Source organism: Nocardiopsis sp. iso_237, from assembly GCF_056173345.1.
On the sequence record NZ_CM149669.1, the window covers coordinates 549202 to 567409 of the forward strand.

The window sequence follows — 18208 nt, forward strand, 5'->3', positions numbered from 1 at the left end:
CCGACCCGCACCTCGGAAGGATCCTCCACGATGACCACGACCACCGTCGTCCACCTCCTCCGGCATGGAGAGGTGTACAACCCCGAGAAGGTCCTGTACGGCCGCCTCCCCGACTACCACCTGAGCGATCGGGGCCAGCGGATGGCGGAGATGGCCTCCGACTGGTTCGAGGGCCACGACATCGCCGCCCTGTACTCGTCGCCGCTGGACCGCACCCAGGAGACCGCCGTCCCGCTCCAGAAGGCGTTCGACCTCTCGGTGACCCTGGACGACCGGCTCATCGAGGCGGCCAACAAGTTCGAGGGGATGGCGCTGTCCGCCAAGTCGGCGCGCGATCCGCAGGTGCTCCGGCGTCTGTACAACCCCTTCCGGCCCTCGTGGGGCGAGCCCTACCAGGACATCGTCAACCGCATGGTCGAGGTCATCAAGGTCGTCCGGCGGGCCGCCTGGGGGCGTGAGGCCGTGTGCGTCAGCCACCAGCTGCCGATCTGGATGTCCCGTCGGGCGGCCGAGGGCAGGCGCCTGTGGCACCGGCCGGACCTGCGGGAATGTAACCTCGCCAGTGTCACGTCGCTGACCTTCGCGGATCAGCGGCTGGCCAGCGTCAGCTACGCCGAACCGGCAGCCGTCCTCTACGGCGACGGTCCGTCCCTTCCAGGGGCGTGATCCGCCCGGGTTGCCCGTAGCGGTAAGCTGGGCCCACGGGTGCGGTAGACGTGTGTACCAGTGACCGTCGTCCTCCCCGGGGCCCGCCCCGGTCGCACCGGCCACCCGCGCTGCGCGCGCGTGTGCCCGGGCGAGCCCAGCAACCGCATCCGAGCCAGCAGGTGTTCGTCACCAGTGGTTCGGCATGTCCGTACTCACTCGTCAGCGAGAAGGTGATCCCATGGGTTCCGTCATCAAGAAGCGCCGCAAGCGGATGGCGAAGAAGAAGCACCGCAAGCTGCTCAAGCGCACGCGTGTGGCGCGTCGCAACAAGAAGTAGGAGCGTTCGCGACGTAGGTCGTCTCTCCGCGGGCGCGGGCGGGCCGCTGGCACGCCCCGGACGCGGAGACACTTCACTTCCCTTGCCCGGCGTCAGCCGGGGAACGGAATTTTCCGGGTGTACCACTGTTGTGACTCACGGGTCATCTTCACCGGTTCGCCTCCGACGGGGGTGAGCGGTTCGTGGCCCATCCGGACCACCACCGTCTCCTTCCAAGGAACGTGTCTCCATGGCTCGTGTCGTACTCGTCACCGGGGTCTCCGGCCCCCTCGCGGCCGGGGTCGCCCAGACCCTGAGCCAGGGGCCCGGTGTGCACCGGGTGATCGGCGCGGACTCCGCTCCGCCGCCGAACGGCACCATGGGGGTCGAGTTCCAGCACGTCGACCTGCACGACGGCAGCCTGGACCGCATCGTCGCCGAGTCCGGCGCCGACCTGGTCCTGCACCTGGGCCTGGACACCGCGAAGGACCCCAACAGGGAGGACAACCTCCTGGGGACCATGCGGGTCCTGGGCGCGGCCCAGCGCTCCTCCACCGTCCGGCGGCTGGTGGTGCGCTCCAGCGCCACCCTGGACGCCGACGACGCGGCCGAGGTCGAACGGCACACCCGCGGCCTCCAGCGTCGCCGCCCGGACCTGTCCGTGGCCGTCCTGAGGTTCGCCAACCTCATCGGTCCCTCCGTGGACACCCCCCTCACCCGTTACATGGACTCGCGCGTCGTGCCCACCGTCATGGGCCGCGACCCTCGTGTGCAGTTCCTGCACGAGGACGACGGAGCCGAGGCGCTCGTGCGCATGGCGCTCAGTGACGAGACCGGCTTCTTCGACGTCTCCGGGGCCGACGAGGTCCCGCTCTCCGACTGCCTGCGCCGCGTCGGCGGCCAGCGCCTCCCGGTGCCCGCACGCGGCCTCAGGGTGCTGCGCGGTGTCGCCAGGCACGGCCGGATCGACTACGCCAGCTCCAGCGCCGCCCGAGCGGTGCGCGGCGGGCTGAGCGCCCCGCGTCTGGACCCCGCGCCGCTGTGCCGGGCCCTGGACTGGGTGCCCTCCTACAGCTCCATCGAGGCCTTCGAGTCCTACGCGCACAGCCGGGGCGGCTCGCCCCGGGGGGCGGGGCTCCGCCCGATCCACGTGCTGGCCCTGGCCCGCGCCACCCTGGGCCGGTAGCGGCCCCGCGCGGTCTCACCAGTCGCGCATCTCATCGGCCCAGGCCCGCAGCCCGGCCGCGAACCCCTCACGGTCCCGCTCCGGCAGGCGCTCCATCGCGCGCCGCAGCGGCGCCGCCCGTGCCGCCACCAGTGTCTCCACCGAGGCCCGGTGGTCGTCGGCCAGGCTCAGCAGGGTGCGTCTGCGGTTGTCCGGGTCCTCCTCCGCCACCACGAGTCCGGCGCGTCTGAGGTCCCCGGCCAGTTCGCTCGCGGTCGGCAGGGACACCGCCATCCGTCTGGCCAGATCGGAGACGCCGATCGACGGCACCACCGCCAGCTGGCCGAGTACTCCGCCGTGCCGCGCGGTCAGTCCGTGCCGTGAGAACGCCTCGGCGACGTCGGCGGGCATCTCCACGCGCACCCGGCGGAAGTAGACCTCCAGCTGTGGGATGACGCCCAGCTCCGCCACGAGTGCGCGGTCCCGTTCGTCGGGGGACTCCGGTGCCCTGTCTGCAGTCATGTCTACGATCATATGATTTGTCTTTCCGAACTGTTTGGAAAGGCGAAGCTTCGGGGTTAGGGTCGGTGGTACGCACCGTGACGGGGCTCCCCGCCCTGACCGACGGAGGAGAGGCGCCATGCCCAGGAACAGCCCGGAACCGGACCGGACCGGCTTCCTCGATCCCCATCCGTACGGTTACGTGTACGTCGGCGCGCGCGTGGCCCCTCCCCGGCACGGCGCCCTCGTCCGGCGCGACACGGACCGGGAGCGGGCCCTGGCGCGGTTCCGGGTGCTCGCCGACGAGCTGGAGGAGCTGCCCCCGGTCGTCTCCACCACGGTCTACGAGGCCGTGCTCATGCCGCCGCTGGAGGGCTCCCCTGGCTACGACGCGGTCCTGCTCGTCACCGTGGCCGCACCCGACCGCGTGGCGGACGTGCTGGACTCCGAGGCCTACCGCCAGCTGGACGGAGAGCTGGTCATGACCGCTCGCAACACCCGCCGCATCGGGGTGACCGGCGACGACCCCTCGGCCACCTACCTCCTCAACCACTTCACCGCTCCGGACCCCGAGCGCGCCGTGGCGGTCTGGGAGGAGCTGGCCCGCTGGTACGTCGACAAGACGGGGGTCGACAACTCCACCCTGCTCCAACCGCTGGACGACGCGCCCTACACGCTCGTCAACCACGTGCGCCTGCCCGGCGGGCCGGTGCGCTTCCTCCTCGCCCAGCTCATCAGGCCGAGTTTCTTCAAGAGGGTCCGCGCGGCCCTGCGGGCCGAGGGCATGAGCGCCCTGCCCGTGTTCTACCGGCGGCGGTGACGGCGGTGCGCCCGTGAGCTCGCGTGTGCCGCCGTCGCGCGCCAGCGGGGCGTCCGGGGCGCCGGGGGCGGTCCCGTCGTGCTCAGCGCAGGCTGAGGGCTCTGCGGTGTCTGACGGCGCGCACGGCCACGGCTCCGGCCACGGCACCCGCCACGGCGGCGGGCAGGGCCACCTTCAGGGCCGCCCGGTGCTTGCGGAAGTCGTGCACCGGCCACTCGTGGGTGCGCGCGTAGCGGCGCAGGTCGCCGTCCGGGTTGACCGCGTGCGGGTCACCGACCAACGACAGCAGCGGCAGGTCGTTCGAGGAGTCGCTGTAGGCCGAACAGGCCGCCAGGTCCCAACCCTCCTTGCGGGCCAGCGCGCGTACCGCCACGGCCTTGGCCGGACCGTGCATGAGGTCGCCGTTGAGCCGCCCCGTGTACACGCCGTCGACGCACTCGGCCTCGGTGCCCAGCGCGCCGGTCAGCCCCAGGCGGCGGCGGATGATCTGCGCCAGCTCCACCGGGGTCGCGGTGACCAGCCACACCGGACGGCCCGCGTCCAGGTGCTCCTGCACGAGTGCGCGGGTGCCCTCCCAGATGCGGTCGGCCATGGTGTCGTCGTAGATCTCCTCGCACAGGGTGACCAGGTCCTCGACACCGTGTCCGGCGACGAAGGCCAGGGCGGCCTCGCGCGCGGCGTTGATGTGCTCCGGCTGCTCGCTGCCGGTCACCCGGAACACCGTCTGCCCCCACGCGAAGCGCATGAGGTCCCGGGTGGTGAACAGGTCCCTGGAGGCCAGGCCGCGGGCGAAGTGGTAGATCGACGCGCCTCGCATGAGCGTGTTGTCCACGTCGAAGAAAGCGGCTCCGGGGCCGACCGGTTTCGGGGAAACGGCGTCGTGTGACACGGTTCTCTCCTGGCTGTGGTGGGGGAGGCAGCCCTCCGGATGTCCGGGGTGGCGCTTCCCCGCGTACTGCGAGCTTATGACCACCTGCGGGTGCCGGGCCGCGACAGGGCGAGAGCGCCAAACCTGGTGATGAAGGTCACAGTGTAGAGCGCGGTTTTGGCCCCCACTCTGCGGGATCTTCCCGGTCACCGTCCCGGAGAAGGTGCACGCGGTGCACATCCACCCTTTGCGGTGCAGCATCATGGTCGGGATGGTCACGGTAGGACTGACATTCATCAGCGCGTTGGTGGGCTGGAGCGCCACCGCCGCGCTGACCGCGTATGCCCAACGCCGTCCCAGTGTCTCCGCGATCGCCTGGCTGGTCGCGTCCCTGGGGGTGACGGTCGGCCTCAGCGCGGCGGTCATCGGGGTGCTCTTCGACTTCGGTCAGGTCACCTTCCGTCTGTTCCATATCGGCGTCAGCCTCCTGGGACCGCTCTACGCGGCCTGGGGCGCCCTGGAGTTCGCGGTCCGTTCACCCAACGGCCGCTTCGCCACGCGCCTCATCGTCACCGCCCTGACCATCGTTCCCCTGGTGGTGCTCAGCGTCGACCGCATCAGCGGCCGGTTCGACGCGGCCTTCCCCCCGCTGGGAGAGCACTACGACCTGATCCCTCGCTCGCTCATCAACGGCGTGCAGGGCTTCGTCGCCGTCCTCCTCGTTCTCGCGGTCGTCGCTGTCGCGCGCCGCGGTATCCGCGGCCCCGGCCGGACCGACCTGGCCGTGCTGGGTCTGGTCGCGCTCGCCGTGCTCCTCTCCGTCGTGGTCGGACGCATGGGGCTGGGCGCCCTCGGTCCGCTGCTGGTCCTCGGCGCCGTCTCCTCCCTCTGGGGTGCCGGGGCGCTGGCCGCCAAGCCGCGCCGCGACCCCTATGACGACGGGTACGACGACTACTACGACGACGAGTACGACGACGAAGACGAACTCGACGACGAGCCCCAGGAGGAGCCCGTGCGCCGCAAGCGCCGCAACGCCGAGAACTACGACGACCTCTACGAGGGCGCGCCCGCCGCCCCGCCCAGCAAGGTCCGCGGCGTCATCACGATCTACACGCTCGCCGACGGCCAGGGCGGCGGGTTCGACCAGCTCGCCAACGCGGTCGTGGCCGAGGTCTCCAAGCGCGAGCCCGACACCCTGCTGTTCGCCTCGCACACCGTGCCCAGCGCCCCCCTCCAGCGCATCGTCTACGCGATCTACCGGGACGAACTCGCCCAGGAGGAGCACGAGCAGCAGCCGCACGTTATGGAGTTCACACGGCGCCTCTCCGGGCACGTGGTGGCCACCAACGTGATCGAGCTCTCCCTCTCCGGAGCCGCCGCCACGGACGGCCTCGCCGCCATGCTGATGCCCCGCTGAGCAGGCGTTCCACGCTTTCTTCGGTCCCTCCGGCGCGGTTCGGAGGGGCCGCGTACCGCCCGTGGTCACGCCCCCGGCGCAACCAATGCGGCGCGCCCCGCGTCCCATCCCGGGTGAAGTACCCTTCCCTACAGGTTTTTCATGACCGGTGCCCGTCGGGTGCCGATGGCGTGTGACCGAGACCGGCCGGATGACCCAGCCGAGAGCCGCGCCGGAGCCAAAGAAAGTTGCTGGGAGCCCCGATGCGTAAGTTCCTTGTCGTCTTCCTGATCTTGCTCGCCGCGCTCGTCGTGGTGGCGGACGTCGGAGCGCGTTCGTTCGCGCAGAGCACCCTGGCCGGACGTCTGGCCGACCAGATGGAGATGTCCGAGGACCCGGACGTGTCCATCGAGGGGTGGGCCTTCCTCCCGCAGGTGATCAGCGGTACCTACACCGAGGTCAACATCCAGGCCGACAGCGCCACGATGGACGGCGTGACGGTGGAGAAGATCGAGGCCACCGCCTCCGACGTCGAGGCGCCGCTGAGCGACCTCATGGACCAGCCCACGGTGACCGCGGGCCAGGTGGACGGTTCCTTCGTGGTGCCCTACGCCTACTTCAACCCGTACCTGCCCGAGGGCATGACCATCACCACCGAGAACGGTGAGCCCCGCATCAACGGCGAGCTGGCCGTGCCGGAGCTGGGCCGGAGCGTCTCCGTCTCCAGCGCGGGCGAGTTCAGCGTCGACGGCGACACCCTGCACGTGACCCCGGTCGACATCGCGGTGGCGGACGTCCCCCTCAACGTGGACGACATGGTCTCGAACATGCTGACCTTCAGCGCCCAGGTGCCCGAGCTGCCCTTCGGCCTGACCGCCAAGGACATGGAGGCCACCTCGAACGGCCTCAAGATCACCGGCACCGGCACCGACGTCCCGCTGATGGGCTCCGAGGCCGTCTGATGGCCCCGGCGGCGGAGACGCTCGGCCCCGACGTGCTCGGAGCCGAGCTGGGCGCGAGGGCCACCCTCGTGCAGTTCTCCAGCGCCTTCTGCCAGCCCTGCCGCGCCACCCGCCGTGTCCTGGAGGACGTGGCGGGCATGGTCGAGGGGGTGGCCCACGTGGAGGTCGACGCCGAGTCCCGGCTGGACCTCGTGCGTCGGCTGGAGATCCAGGGGACTCCCACGGTGTTCGTGCTGGACGCCGACGGCCGGGTGGTCCGCAGGGCCGGGGGCCAGCCCCGGAAGGCCGACGTGATCGCCGCTCTGGGCGAGGCCGTGCGCTGACGGGCGGGCCCCCGCTCCGGCGCCCCCGCCCCCAGGCGTCCCACATTCTGGGACGCCTGTCCTGTGATCCAGGACACCCGTGACAAGATCGCGGTGCGGGCTGTAGCGTCTAGGACGTGACTTCCTTGACGAGCGCGTATCTGACGAAGCGACGAGCGGTGGACTTCTGCCGCGTCGCTGCCGCGCTCTGTCCGTGTCCCTAGGGCGGACGGGCCTTCCGAGCCCCCGCTCGCTCCGTGCGACCGGCCCCTTCCGAGTACGCGCTGGGAACGACGGCGTACACCCGTCGTTCGTCCCGGACCCCGACGACACCTGACGGTTCCCTCTCCTCCGTCGCCACCGTCGGTGACCCCGGGAACATCCTCCGTCGTGCCCGGAACGGCTCACCATCGCCGCGACCGCCCTCTCCCACGCGTAGTGCCTCTCCCGTGCCCTTCCGCGTCCCCGGTGAACGATCCGGTGGCCGTCAGGGGCGGGGAGGCCGCCCAGAAACCCCTGTTCCGGGCACCGCGCCCCCGGAACGCGACGCACCGACCGCACACGCGACACCGCACAGAAAGCACAGGAGGTTCCTCATGAGCCGCTCCGACGTCCTCGTGGACGCCGCTTGGGTGGAGGCTCACCTGGACGACGCCAACGTCGTCCTGGTCGAGGTGGACGAGGACACGTCCGCCTACGACAAGGGCCACATCCCCGGCGCCGTCAAGATCGACTGGAAGACGGACCTCCAGGACCCGGTCCGCCGTGACTTCGTGGACCGCACCGGCTTCGAGAAGCTGCTGTCCGCCAAGGGCATCGGCAACGACGACCAGGTCATCCTGTACGGCGGCAACAACAACTGGTTCGCGGCCTACGCCTACTGGTACTTCAAGCTCTACGGCCACGACAACGTCCTCCTGCTCGACGGCGGCCGCAAGAAGTGGGAGCTGGACTCCCGCGAACTCGTGGAGGAGGTCCCGGAGCGGGCCGCCACCGAGTACTCGGCCAAGGAGCAGGACTCCTCGATCCGCGCCTTCCGTGACGAGGTTGTGGAGGCCATCGGCACCAAGGACCTGGTCGACGTCCGCTCGCCCGACGAGTTCACCGGCAAGCTGCTGGCCCCCGCGCACCTGCCGCAGGAGACCTCGCAGCGCCCGGGGCACATCCCGACCGCGCGCAACATCCCGTGGGCCAAGACCGCCAACGAGGACGGCACCTTCAAGACCGCCGACGAGCTGCGCGAGCTCTACACCGAGGCCGGGGTCGACCTCGACAAGGACATCATCGCGTACTGCCGGATCGGCGAGCGCTCCTCGCACACCTGGTTCGCCCTGCACGAGATCGTCGGGCTGGAGAACGTCAAGAACTACGACGGCTCGTGGACCGAGTACGGCTCCCTGGTGGGCGTCCCGGTCGAGCTCGGAGAGGCTGAGGCCAAGTGAGCGACAGCTGCGGAGCACCCGAGGGGGGCGTCGCCCTCGCCGACGTCGACGCGGGCAACCAGGCGGTCATCCAGGGCACGGTGACCCGTGACGGCCAGCCGCTGCGCGGCGCCTACGCCCGTCTGCTGAACTCCTCCGACGACTTCGTCGGGGAGGTCGCCACCGGTGACGAGGGCACCTTCCGCTTCTTCGCCGCCGACGGCGAGTGGAAGCTGCGGGTCCTGGCCTCCCAGGGCTTCACCGGGGAGTACAGGGTGACGGCCGAGGTCGGCAAGGTCATCGACGTCCAGGTCGAGGCCTGACAGCGGTACCACCGCGCGCGGCGCCGGTGCCGGACGAATCACTTCGTCCGGCACCGGCGCCGCGCCGTTTCGCGTGCCCTCAGCGTTCCCTGGCCACGGTGTGCTCCGGGGGTTCCTCGGAGCCCTCATGCAGCTCCGCCAGCTCCCGGTTGGCCTCCAGGGCCCGTCGCGCCCGGTCCAGCGTGACCTGTCGGATGAAGGGGGCGCTGAGGGCGGCGGGGAAGAGGGCGAACGCCACCCAGAGGGCCGGGCCCGGGTAGGAGTAGTGGATCGCGAACAGGCTGACCCCCAGGGCGTTGAGGCTCACGCCGTTGATCAGCCAGGGGTTCTCCAGCCTGCGCACGCGGTGCTCGGCCACCCTGACAGTGAGGCGGGCCAGCTCGGGGTCGGGGGCGACCGTCCCGTCGCGCAGGAAGGGGCGTACCCGGCGTCGTTCCTCCGTGACGGGTTCCTGGCGCGCCAGAGCCCTCTCACTCCACCCGAACCGCTTTCGCCGGTGGTTCCAGAGCCCGGCCAGGACCAGCAGAACGAGTGCGGCGCTCTGGAGGAGCATCCCGAGGAGCGGGAGCGCGTGCGTCTGAACGGCCATGGGGGACTCCTCGTCGACCGCAACGCCCGGGAGCACCTGGGCGGGGCGTGTGAGGGGGATGGGGGAGAGAGGCCCAGGCGGCCCCTCCCGGGTGAGCCCCCGGCACGAGGCCACCATCATTATGTCGACCCGTGTCCCGGGACCGCGCGCCCGTTCGGGCCCGTGACGTCGGACTGACCCGTCCCCATGGCCGTGCTCCGTCCGGGCCTGGGTGCCTTCGGTGCCCGGTCGTCTCCTGACTCCCCGTGCGGTCAGCGTGCGCAGAGGAACCGTTCCGGATCGGGGCACTCAGGGGACCGTCCCGATCGCTCGTGCCCGCGCCCCCACTCACTCGGGCGGCGCTTCGGACGGGTTCCTCCCGGTGGGGCGGAGGTACTTGTCCACAGGTGTGGACGGGGACTGGAAAGCGGTGGGCGGCCCTGATTCACTGAAGGTCACGGTTCGTGTTCTCCGCAGGGTCCGGACGCCCCCGGCGCCCTCCCGCGAAGGGGCGCGGCCCGTGGCAAGCACGCCGGGCGCGGGCCCCCAGCCCCGACCTCCGACCCCCCTGGCCGGAACCCCCGCGTGAAGGTATCCCGGCGGTACTCCCCCGCCGGTCAGGAGGTGTTCGGACGGTGCCCACACCACGGTCGTCGGCGGCCGCGGCCAGCACGCCCCGAAGCGAGGCGGGACGCACCTACCTCGGCTGGCGGCACAGGGTCGTGCTGCCGCCGCCGGGACCGGCCCCGCGCCGCCCCGCGCCGGCGGACGCGGAGACCCTGAGCCAGGAGTGGGTCGCCGGACAGTTCGACAGCGAGGCCCAGACCAACCGGCCGCTCCACTACGCCCTGGCGGGGCTCGGGCTGTTCGCCCTGCTCTGCCCGCTGCTGTGGACCCTGCGGATCCTCCCCGGAAGCCTGGCCCTGGGAGGTGTGTTCGCCTGCGCGGCGATCGCGGCACCGCTGGTCTTCGCGCTGCTCCAGAGCAGGCAGGTGATGGCCACCCGGCTCGAACGCGCCGAGGCGCGACTGGCCGAGGAGCGGGCCGCGCGGGAGCGGGCCCTGCACGACCAGCAGCGCGCACACGCGCGCCGGTACACCGAGTGGCAGGCCGCCGCGCGCGCCTACGAGGCCCAGCCGCGCTGGTACGGCGTGACCGTGCCCCCGGACGTCTCGTCGGTGCTCGTGGTCGGCGGCGGCGACGCCGGATGGTCGGCGCTGCTCACCACGGTCGGCATCTCCCGGCTGCGCGAGGGCGGCGACCTCACCGTCGTGGACCTCACCGGGCGTTCGGTCACCAGCGAGCTGGTCCGGCTGGCCAGGCGTTGCGCGGTGGGGCCCCGGCGCTGGGTCCTCCCGGCCGACCTGCCCCGGATGACCCTCGGCACCAACCTGGACGCCGGGCAGCGCGCCCGGGTCCTCTCGGCGGCGGCCGCCGCCTCCGGGCGGCTGGAGGACGCCGACGCGGACGAGACCCTGCTGCTGCGCCTGCTGGAGGTACTCGGTCCGGAGGTGGGAGTCGCCCGGCTCATCGGCGGGCTGCGCGCCCTGGTCACCCCCGAGGACGACACCGCCGAGGACGACGCCGCCCTGGCCCTGCTGTCCGAGGCCGAGCGGGCCCGGGTACGGGAGCGGTGCGCCGACGACCCGGGGATACGTGAACGCGCCTGGACGCTGGAGAACCGGCTCAGCCCCTTCGAGGCCGTGGGCACCAGGGCCGACGACGGGGCCTACGCCCAGGTCAAGATCATCTCGACGGACCGGGCCTCGGGGGAGGGCGCCGCCCGGGTCTACGGCACCTACGCGGTGGCCGCGCTCAGCGAACTCCTGGAGGCGCGCTCGCCCGAGCCGGCCTCCGCCGGACGACGCCCGAGGGCCCGGCCCCCTCGGACCCGCAGCGTGGTCGTCTGCGGCGCGGAGACCCTCCCGGCCGAGGAGGTGGACCAGGTCCTGGCCGCTGCGTCGGAGGGCGGAGTGGAGGTGGTCCTGCTGTTCCGCACCGCCGTCCCCGCCGCCCTGGCGCGCTTCACCGACCCCAGCTGCCTGCCGGTGGTGATGGGGCTGGACGACGACGCGGAGGAGGTCGGGAGAGCGGTGGCGGCGGCGGTCGCCGTGGCGGCCGACCCCCGGGACCTGGAGGTGCACCGGCTCACCGAGGTCATCGGCGCGGCCGTGGGCGGCACGGTGGTGGAACCGGCCGACGACGAGGAGGACGACGACCTCCTCTTCCCCTCCCCGCACACCGAGTCCGGGGCGCTGATCCGCAACGCCACGGCCGCGATCGCCCCCCTCGACCTGGTCCGCCATGTGAGATCGACCACGGCGTGGGGGCGGGTGACCAGTCAGGCCGCCGAGATCGACACCCCGGCGCGTCCCGACGTGGAGCAGGAACCGGGAACGCGCCCGCTCGGCCTGGACGCGCGGTCCCTGCGGGAGCTGCCGTCCACCGCCGCCCTCGTTCTCACCCGGGGCGGGCCGATCCTCGCTGACACCAACCCGGGTATCCTCACCCTGTCCACGGCCACCCTGGCCACGGTGGACGACAACCGGAACACCGGGACCAGCGGGAACGTTGGGGCCAGTGGTGGCGGCAGAGCCACCGCCGGAGCACCGGTGTCCCGGCGCGGTACCGGGGCCGGCGAGCCCCGGAAGGCGCACGCGGGCGGCTCCGAGCCGTTCGGGGGCACCGCACCGGCGGAGGTCCCCCTCCGACCGGACCGCACCGTTCGGGACGACACCCCCGGGGCGACCAGCGGATCCAACGGCCACGGCGTCGCGGAGACGGCCGGGACCGTGGGCCGCACCGACCCGGAGAAGGCCCCGCCCAACCTCGGGCCGCCGCCCGAGCGCCTGGACTGGCGGGTCTGAGGTTCGGTGGACAATAAGCTTGGCCCGACACATCGCCCGCCGCCGAAGCGCGTCCGTGCGGGTGATCTACCGATCGTGGAGAATTGATGAGCGAGCTTCCCTTGCGCGCCCAACTGGCCTCGGTACTGGGCAGGAGCGCAGCCAGCCTGTCCAGGGCCACCGGACGCGGAGACGGCTCCGTCATCGGTGGGCGCGTCGCCCTCAAGGTCGAGCCCGACCTGCTCGCCAAGCTCGCCCAGGGCCGTCGCCTGGCCCTGGTCAGCGCCACCAACGGCAAGACGACCACCACCCGGCTCATCGCGCAGGCCCTGCGCGAGTTCGGGGACGTGGCGACCAACGAGTACGGCGCGAACATGCCCACCGGGCACATCACCGCCCTGTCCGACAACAAGTCGGCGGTCAACGGTGTGCTGGAGGTGGACGAGAAGTACCTTCCGCAGGTGCTCAAGGCCACCAACCCCTCCTTCGTGGTCCTGATGAACCTGAGCCGCGACCAGATGGACCGCGCCTCGGAGATCAACCTGCTCGCGAAGAAGTGGCGGACCGCCCTCTCGCAGAGCAACACCCACGTCATCGCCAACGCCGACGACCCGCTCGTGGCCTGGGCGGGGCTCGGCGCCCCGAACGCCACCTGGGTGTCGGCCGGGCAGCGCTGGAAGGAGGACTCCTGGTGCTGTCCCGAGTGCGGCGGTCACCTCAAGCGCGACGTCGACCCGCACTGGGAGTGCCCCGAGTGCGGCCTGGCGCGGCCCCGGACCACCTGGGCGGTGGACAACGACAACGACGTGCTGATCGCCCCCGACGGCCAGCAGACCAAGCTCCGGATGAACCTGCCCGGTGACGCGAACCGCGCCAACGCCGCGATCGCCGCCGCCACGGCCGCCGGGTACGGCATGCACCCCGAGCGCACCATCGAGCGGCTGCGCGAGGTCACCTCGGTGGCCGGGCGCTACACCTCCGTGGTCACCATGGGCGTCGAGGTCCGCCTGCTGCTCGCCAAGAACCCGGCCGGATGGCTGGAGTCCTTCGCGGTCCTGGACCCGCCCCGCGTCCCCGTGATCCTCGCGGTGAACGCCCAGATCCCCGACGGCAAGGACACCTCCTGGCTCTGGGACGTGGACTACACGGTGCTGCGCGACCGCAGGGTGTTCGTCATGGGCGAGCGCCGCACGGACCTCGCGCTGCGCCTGGAGACCGACGAGGTGCCCTTCGAGGTCGCCGACCGCGTGGACGAGGTGCTGGGCAAGCTCAAGGCCGAGCGCCCCGACATCACCAAGGTCGACGTCATCGCCAACTACACAGCCTTCCAGCAGATCCGCACGGCGTACGGCCGCGTCCAGTAGGAGACACACACCCATGTCGAACACCAGCAGCGCCCTGCGGATCGTGTGGATCTACCCCGACCTGCTCAGCACCTACGGGGACCAGGGCAACGTCCTCATCCTCAAGCGCCGCGCGGAACTGCGCGGCATCCCCACCGAGATCGTGCACGTCCACTCCAGCGACCCGGTGCCCGAGCAGGGCGACATCTACCTGCTCGGCGGCGGCGAGGACCGGCCGCAGATCCTGGCCGCCGACCGGCTGCGTGCCGACGGCGGTCTGGCCCGGGCCGCCGCCCGCGGGGCCTGCGTCTTCGCGGTCTGCGCGGGCTACCAGATCATCGGTGAGAGCTACGGCGACGACGACGCCAACCCGCTCCCGGGCGTGGGCATCCTCGACATCCGCAGCACCCGCGGCCAGACCCGCGCGGTGGGCGAGATCGTCGCGGACGTCGACCCCGCCCTGGGCGTCGGCCGGATCACCGGTTTCGAGAACCACCAGGGGCGCACGGCGATCGGCCCGCAGGCCAGACCGCTGTCCACCACGGTGAAGGGCATCGGCAACGACGACCACACCGAGGGCGCCTACCAGGGCCAGATCCTGGGCACCTACCTGCACGGCCCGGCCCTGCCGCGCAACCCGCAGCTGGCCGACCTCCTGCTGCGCTGGCGCGTGGGCCAGCTGAACCCGCTCCCCCCGGCCTGGGGCGAGCGTCTGCACGACGAGCGCCTGGCCGCGGCCCTGCGCTAGGTCACACCCGATCGGGCCCGGTGGGATCTCCCACCGGGCCCGATCGCGTCCGGAAGGAATGAATCACTCCGTCACCGCCTTGTCACCCGACATGAAGGCAATAGCACTACAGCAGTACGGATCCGCCGACGACCTGGCCCTGGTGGACCTGCCCGATCCCAAGGTCGCCCCGGGGGAGGTCCTGATCCGCGTGCGCGCGGCCGGGGTGAACCCGGTGGACTGGAAGCTCGCGGCGGGCGGTCTGGACCCCGTCATGGAGGCCGACTTCCCGCTCGTCCCGGGGTGGGACGTCTCCGGTGTGGTCGAGGCCGTCGGGTTCGACGCGGGGGAGTACGCGGTCGGGGACGAGGTCTACGGCTACCTCCGCAAGGACTGGGCCAAGAACGGCACCTACGCCGAGCTGGTCTCCGCGAGCGTGCGTCTGATCGCGCCCAAGCCCGCGTCACTGGGCTGGCAGGAGGCGGCCGGGGTGCCCCTGGCGGGGCTCACCGCCCTCCAGTCCCTCAAGCGCGTCTCGGTGGGTTCCGGTGACACGGTGCTGGTGCACGCCGCCGCGGGCGGCGTGGGGGCGTTCGCTGTGCAGATCGCGGTCGCCCGGGGCGCGCGGGTCATCGGCACGGCGAGCGAGCGCAACCACGACCACCTCCGCGCGCTGGGCGCGGAACCCGTGACCTACGGGGACGGGCTCACCGAACGGGTGCGGGCGCTCGCGCCCGAGGGCGTGGACGCGGTCCTGGACTTCGTCGGCGGCGGGGTGGCCGCGCTCCCGGTCACGGAACACCGGGAGCGGGTGGTCTCGATCGCCGACCCCGGGGTCCTCGCGGAGGGCGGACAGTACCTGTGGGTCCGGCCCGACCACGACGACCTGGTGGAACTCTCCGCTCTGGCGGACGCGGGCGCGCTGAAGGTGCACGTCGACCGCGCGTTCCCGCTGGCGGAGGCGGCCGAGGCCTGGCGCCTGAACCAGACCGGCCGCACCCGGGGCAAGATCGTCCTCACGGTCTGACGCCCGCGCGGCTCCCGGACGGGGCGCGGACCGGTCACCGGTCCGCGCCCCGTTCCGGTCGACTACCTGGGCTTGTTGCGGAAGTCGCTGAGGTCGGCGTTGGCGCCGGTGTCCGGGTCCACGACGACCTCCTGGCCCGCGGCGATCCCGTCCACGACCAAGTCGGAGTCGACGGGGACGGTGCGCTTGACCAGGCCCAGGGCGATCGGGCCCAGCTCGTGGTGGCGGGAGGACGTCCCGACCCGGCCGACCCTGCGCCCGTCCAGCTCGATGTCGCTGCCCAGCTTCGGCAGCCGCTCCACGGTCCCGTCCAGGTGCAGCATCACCAGGCGGCGCGGCGGTCGGCCCAGGTTGTGCACCCGCGCCACGGTCTCCTGACCGGGGTAGCAGCCCTTCTCCAGGTGCACGGCGGAGCCGATCCAGTCCATCTCGTGCGGGATGGACCGCTCGTCCGAGTCCAGCCCCGGGCGGGCCCGGTGCGCGGCGATCCGGTGCGCCTCGTAGGGCCACATGCCCGCCGGGCGGGCCCCGGCGGCGGTGAGCTTCTCCGCGACGGCCACGAGGTCGCCGGAAGGCACGAAGAGGTCGATCTGGTCCTCGGCGGCGCGGTTCAGCACGCCCTCGGCCACGGCCGCCACCTTGGAGCGCTCCGGACCCAGCACCGTCAGCACGGAGAACGCGTCGGACAGGTCCTCGACCTCCACGCGCAGCGTGAACACCATCGAGTCCAGGAACTCCGCGAGCGCCGGTCCGCCGCCGGGTTCGGTGTGGATCCACGTCGTCTCGCCGTCGTCCACCAGGGACAGGTGGTGGCGCAGGTGGCCCCGGGTGTCCAGGACCAGCGACTCGGTGGCGACACCGGGGGCGAGGTTCCGGGTCAGCTGGCTGGTGATGTCGTTGAGCCAGCCCAGGCGGTCCGGTCCGGTCACGCGCACCACGCCACGGTTGCTCCGGTCGACCCAGGCGCTGGAACGCTCCATCGCGCGGGCCTCGTGGGAGGGGTCGCCGTAGTGCGCGGCGACGTCGGAGTCGGGGGTGTCGGCGCTCACGGCACCCGGTGTGGTCAGCAGCGGCGAAGTCATGGAACCGAGGTTATCCGGCCCGCCAAACGCCCCGGGGCACCCCTTCTGAACAGGGAAGACGGAGCTCCGAAAATCACTTGCCCCACCCCGGCCACGGGACGTACCTTCGGAGCACGCAGGAAAGGAGGTGGTCCGAGAAATGATTCATTCGAGGACTGGCGAGGTGGCCGTCCGCTAGGACGACGCTGAGCGTTCGCCCGACGTCGTTCGCGCGAATACCTGACGGACACCCGAACCCCGGGCTGCCGGACCTGGTCCGACCGGCCCCGCACACGCGGGACAGAGCCCGGGGTTCGCCCATGCCCTCCTCCGACCACGGGTCGGAGCGCGGCCCTACTTGCTTCCGACCTTCTTGAGCTGGGCCGACATGTACGAGCGCAGGTCGTGCCCGCGCGCGGCCAGGTCCCAGGCGTAGCCCAGGGTGTCCCGGTCCTCACCGAACAGCCCGTAGAGGCGGTGCGAGGCCTGGACCTCCAGGCCGGTGATGGTGTGCATCACCGCGTTGGTGGCCATCTCCACCCGGTTCGCGAACACGTTGCCCAGGTAGGACTCGATGAAGCCCTCGTTGTGGGCGATCAGCACTTCCAGGTGGATGATGTTCTTCTCGTCGTCCTTGGCGTACTGGGCCGTGTCCTCCTCGGACAGCGCACGCCAGTAGCCGGACTCCTCGGTGATGAGCTCTCCGAGCGTTCCGTCGGCCTTCATGCGCCAGGCCCGGCTCCGGTAGTCCAGGTAGGGAGCTCCGTCCCTGACCTCGAACTCGACCTCCTGGCCGAACTGGAGCTCCTCCTCGTCGGCGTAACCGGCGACGCCGACGCCCTCCCAGCGTCCGAACAGGAACGACAGTTTCTCCAGATCGGGGTGTACCTCAGCATCCATAGCCAACGAGCCTAGGGCATGCTCGGCGGATACACGCCCTGCTGCGCGGCGCCCCGACCCCTCCGGTGACGACCCGGCCGTGTGCGATCCGCGGCATCGAGCAGCCTTGGACTGGACATGCCCAATTGGCCCCGCTTTCCTGGAGAACTGGTAAAGATTGTCAGCAGACGCGGTGTGTCCTTGGGGCTCGGCGCCCGCAGTCGTCCTTGACCTCCGACGCGCTTACTAAGGGGCTGCCTGTGTTCATGGTGATCGGTGTGGCGCTGCTCGCCGTCGCGGTGGTCCTCCTGCCGCTGACCGTCGTCGGGCTGCGCCGCTGGCTGCGGCAGCGCGGGCTGGCCCAGCTCCTGCCCGGTGCCCTGGTGCCCCTCAAGGGCCAGCGGGTGACGCTCACGGGTGTGGCCGCCGTCGGGCCGTCCGGTCCCATCGAGTCCGGGCTGGCGGGCTCCGAGTGCGTGTGGCACGGCCACGAGGTGCTGCGCCACTACCGTCCGCTGGTCCGCGACCGCGCCGAGGGCGCCGTCACCGAGCGGGCCTGCGACTCGATCGCGGACTACGGCTCGGAGGAGCTCTTCGGCCTGGTCGCCGAGGGCCGGACCGGTGCGGTCGAGCGCGTCTACGTCGACCCGGCGGGGGTCGAACCCCGCGACCCCGAGCTCTGCCTCAAGCGCCTGGTCGGCCGCCCCCAGCCCGGGGTCGCGGCCGCCGCCGACGACCTCCTGCCGCGCGTCCGCGGCCGCATCTCCGGTGTCTTCCGGGGCGAGACCATCGAGTTCGAGTACCGCGAGTGGATCATCCGCCAGGGGGCGCGCGTGCGCGTCACCGGCGAGGTCGACGTGCGCGACGGCCGGGTGGTGCTGGTCGCCTCCGAGGGCGCCCCGCTGACCGTCGAGCACGGCGTGGAGGAGGGCCCCGCCCGCGTCTCGCCCCGACGCCGCGAGGCGATCCTGCTCCTGACCGCCCTCGCCCTCTGCGCGATCGGTGGCGCCGTCGTGACCGCCGCCGCGTTCTGAG

Annotated in this window: 20 protein-coding genes; 15 read left to right on the forward strand and 5 right to left on the reverse strand. The window is 71.9% G+C overall.

Annotation, left to right across the window (positions count from 1 at the left end):
• Positions 1 to 30: 30 nt before the first annotated feature.
• From AC0VYM_RS02655 to AC0VYM_RS02665, 3 genes are all read left to right on the forward strand, one after another.
• Positions 31 to 666: a histidine phosphatase family protein gene (locus AC0VYM_RS02655; protein WP_475458546.1), complete on the forward strand. Its 636-nt coding sequence runs from the start codon at positions 31 to 33 to the stop codon at positions 664 to 666.
• 220 nt (positions 667 to 886) lie between these two features.
• A complete protein-coding gene (locus tag AC0VYM_RS02660) occupies positions 887 to 985 on the forward strand; it encodes a 30S ribosomal protein bS22 (protein ID WP_013155353.1) in 99 nt (32 codons plus the stop codon).
• 229 nt (positions 986 to 1214) lie between these two features.
• Positions 1215 to 2150: an NAD-dependent epimerase/dehydratase family protein gene (locus tag AC0VYM_RS02665; protein WP_475458549.1), complete on the forward strand. Its 936-nt coding sequence runs from the start codon at positions 1215 to 1217 to the stop codon at positions 2148 to 2150.
• 15 nt (positions 2151 to 2165) lie between these two features.
• On the opposite strand, the gene AC0VYM_RS02670 is transcribed toward AC0VYM_RS02665, so the two are convergent.
• A complete protein-coding gene (locus AC0VYM_RS02670) occupies positions 2166 to 2651 on the reverse strand; it encodes a MarR family winged helix-turn-helix transcriptional regulator (RefSeq protein ID WP_475458551.1) in 486 nt (161 codons plus the stop codon).
• A 118-nt stretch (positions 2652 to 2769) separates the two neighbouring features.
• Between AC0VYM_RS02670 and AC0VYM_RS02675 the strand changes: the two genes are divergently transcribed.
• A complete protein-coding gene (locus tag AC0VYM_RS02675) occupies positions 2770 to 3450 on the forward strand; it encodes a hypothetical protein (RefSeq protein ID WP_475458553.1) in 681 nt (226 codons plus the stop codon).
• Between the two features lie 82 nt (positions 3451 to 3532).
• Here the strand turns inward: AC0VYM_RS02675 and AC0VYM_RS02680 are convergent, their stop codons facing one another.
• Positions 3533 to 4339, reverse strand: coding sequence for an HAD family hydrolase (locus tag AC0VYM_RS02680; RefSeq protein ID WP_475458556.1), 807 nt, complete (start codon positions 4337 to 4339; stop codon positions 3533 to 3535).
• Between the two features lie 241 nt (positions 4340 to 4580).
• On the opposite strand from AC0VYM_RS02680, the gene AC0VYM_RS02685 reads away from it, so the two are divergent.
• The 6 genes from AC0VYM_RS02685 to AC0VYM_RS02710 all read left to right on the forward strand — a co-directional run bounded on the left by AC0VYM_RS02685 (position 4581) and on the right by AC0VYM_RS02710 (position 8722).
• Positions 4581 to 5735, forward strand: a complete 1155-nt coding sequence (locus tag AC0VYM_RS02685) for a putative quinol monooxygenase (protein ID WP_475462910.1) — start codon at positions 4581 to 4583, stop codon at positions 5733 to 5735.
• Between the two features lie 242 nt (positions 5736 to 5977).
• Positions 5978 to 6676, forward strand: a complete 699-nt coding sequence (locus AC0VYM_RS02690) for an LmeA family phospholipid-binding protein (RefSeq protein WP_475458558.1) — start codon at positions 5978 to 5980, stop codon at positions 6674 to 6676.
• A complete protein-coding gene (locus tag AC0VYM_RS02695; RefSeq protein WP_475458560.1) occupies positions 6676 to 6999 on the forward strand; it encodes a TlpA family protein disulfide reductase in 324 nt (107 codons plus the stop codon). The genes AC0VYM_RS02690 and AC0VYM_RS02695 overlap by 1 nt, the downstream gene beginning before the upstream one ends.
• 116 nt (positions 7000 to 7115) lie before the next feature.
• Positions 7116 to 7202, forward strand: coding sequence for a putative leader peptide (locus AC0VYM_RS02700; RefSeq protein WP_355267795.1), 87 nt, complete (start codon positions 7116 to 7118; stop codon positions 7200 to 7202).
• A gap of 372 nt (positions 7203 to 7574) precedes the next feature.
• Positions 7575 to 8420, forward strand: coding sequence for a sulfurtransferase (locus AC0VYM_RS02705; RefSeq protein ID WP_475458562.1), 846 nt, complete (start codon positions 7575 to 7577; stop codon positions 8418 to 8420).
• A complete protein-coding gene (locus AC0VYM_RS02710; RefSeq protein ID WP_475458564.1) occupies positions 8417 to 8722 on the forward strand; it encodes a DUF1416 domain-containing protein in 306 nt (101 codons plus the stop codon). Before AC0VYM_RS02705 ends, AC0VYM_RS02710 begins: the two co-directional genes overlap by 4 nt.
• 79 nt (positions 8723 to 8801) lie before the next feature.
• Here the strand turns inward: AC0VYM_RS02710 and AC0VYM_RS02715 are convergent, their stop codons facing one another.
• Positions 8802 to 9311 (reverse strand): hypothetical protein, encoded by a 510-nt coding sequence (locus tag AC0VYM_RS02715; protein ID WP_475458567.1) that lies wholly within the window; start codon positions 9309 to 9311, stop codon positions 8802 to 8804.
• 614 nt (positions 9312 to 9925) lie between these two features.
• On the opposite strand from AC0VYM_RS02715, the gene AC0VYM_RS02720 reads away from it, so the two are divergent.
• The 4 genes from AC0VYM_RS02720 (at position 9926) to AC0VYM_RS02735 (ending at position 15233) form a co-directional block, all read left to right on the forward strand.
• Positions 9926 to 12157 (forward strand): hypothetical protein, encoded by a 2232-nt coding sequence (locus AC0VYM_RS02720; protein WP_475458569.1) that lies wholly within the window; start codon positions 9926 to 9928, stop codon positions 12155 to 12157.
• Between the two features lie 86 nt (positions 12158 to 12243).
• Positions 12244 to 13500, forward strand: a complete 1257-nt coding sequence (locus AC0VYM_RS02725; protein WP_475458572.1) for a MurT ligase domain-containing protein — start codon at positions 12244 to 12246, stop codon at positions 13498 to 13500.
• Between the two features lie 13 nt (positions 13501 to 13513).
• Positions 13514 to 14227, forward strand: coding sequence for a type 1 glutamine amidotransferase (locus tag AC0VYM_RS02730; protein WP_475458574.1), 714 nt, complete (start codon positions 13514 to 13516; stop codon positions 14225 to 14227).
• A gap of 91 nt (positions 14228 to 14318) precedes the next feature.
• Entirely contained in the window at positions 14319 to 15233 is a 915-nt protein-coding gene (locus AC0VYM_RS02735) for an NADP-dependent oxidoreductase (protein WP_475462911.1), read from the forward strand.
• Between the two features lie 62 nt (positions 15234 to 15295).
• Here the strand turns inward: AC0VYM_RS02735 and ygfZ are convergent, their stop codons facing one another.
• Complete coding sequence (ygfZ, locus tag AC0VYM_RS02740; protein WP_475458576.1) at positions 15296 to 16315, reverse strand: CAF17-like 4Fe-4S cluster assembly/insertion protein YgfZ; 1020 nt, start codon at positions 16313 to 16315, stop codon at positions 15296 to 15298.
• A 333-nt stretch (positions 16316 to 16648) separates the two neighbouring features.
• Entirely contained in the window at positions 16649 to 17194 is a 546-nt protein-coding gene (locus tag AC0VYM_RS02745) for a nitrobindin family protein (protein WP_475458578.1), read from the reverse strand.
• A gap of 245 nt (positions 17195 to 17439) precedes the next feature.
• Here AC0VYM_RS02745 and AC0VYM_RS02750 point away from each other — a divergent pair, with 245 nt between their 5' ends.
• On the forward strand, positions 17440 to 18207 hold the full coding sequence (locus tag AC0VYM_RS02750; RefSeq protein WP_475462912.1) for a hypothetical protein: 768 nt from the start codon (positions 17440 to 17442) through the stop codon (positions 18205 to 18207).
• The last annotated feature ends 1 nt before the right edge of the window (position 18208 follow it).

Coding starts and splice junctions, on each gene's coding strand:
- AC0VYM_RS02655 (WP_475458546.1), top strand. CDS start 31: ATGACCACGACCACCGTCGTCCACCTCCTCCGGCATGGAGAGGTGTAC.
- AC0VYM_RS02660 (WP_013155353.1), top strand. CDS start 887: ATGGGTTCCGTCATCAAGAAGCGCCGCAAGCGGATGGCGAAGAAGAAG.
- AC0VYM_RS02665 (WP_475458549.1), top strand. CDS start 1,215: ATGGCTCGTGTCGTACTCGTCACCGGGGTCTCCGGCCCCCTCGCGGCC.
- AC0VYM_RS02670 (WP_475458551.1), bottom strand. CDS start 2,651: ATGACTGCAGACAGGGCACCGGAGTCCCCCGACGAACGGGACCGCGCA.
- AC0VYM_RS02675 (WP_475458553.1), top strand. CDS start 2,770: ATGCCCAGGAACAGCCCGGAACCGGACCGGACCGGCTTCCTCGATCCC.
- AC0VYM_RS02685 (WP_475462910.1), top strand. CDS start 4,581: ATGGTCGGGATGGTCACGGTAGGACTGACATTCATCAGCGCGTTGGTG.
- AC0VYM_RS02690 (WP_475458558.1), top strand. CDS start 5,978: ATGCGTAAGTTCCTTGTCGTCTTCCTGATCTTGCTCGCCGCGCTCGTC.
- AC0VYM_RS02695 (WP_475458560.1), top strand. CDS start 6,676: ATGGCCCCGGCGGCGGAGACGCTCGGCCCCGACGTGCTCGGAGCCGAG.
- AC0VYM_RS02705 (WP_475458562.1), top strand. CDS start 7,575: ATGAGCCGCTCCGACGTCCTCGTGGACGCCGCTTGGGTGGAGGCTCAC.
- AC0VYM_RS02715 (WP_475458567.1), bottom strand. CDS start 9,311: ATGGCCGTTCAGACGCACGCGCTCCCGCTCCTCGGGATGCTCCTCCAG.
- AC0VYM_RS02725 (WP_475458572.1), top strand. CDS start 12,244: ATGAGCGAGCTTCCCTTGCGCGCCCAACTGGCCTCGGTACTGGGCAGG.
- AC0VYM_RS02730 (WP_475458574.1), top strand. CDS start 13,514: ATGTCGAACACCAGCAGCGCCCTGCGGATCGTGTGGATCTACCCCGAC.
- AC0VYM_RS02735 (WP_475462911.1), top strand. CDS start 14,319: ATGAAGGCAATAGCACTACAGCAGTACGGATCCGCCGACGACCTGGCC.
- ygfZ (WP_475458576.1), bottom strand. CDS start 16,315: ATGACTTCGCCGCTGCTGACCACACCGGGTGCCGTGAGCGCCGACACC.
- AC0VYM_RS02745 (WP_475458578.1), bottom strand. CDS start 17,194: ATGGATGCTGAGGTACACCCCGATCTGGAGAAACTGTCGTTCCTGTTC.
- AC0VYM_RS02750 (WP_475462912.1), top strand. CDS start 17,440: ATGGTGATCGGTGTGGCGCTGCTCGCCGTCGCGGTGGTCCTCCTGCCG.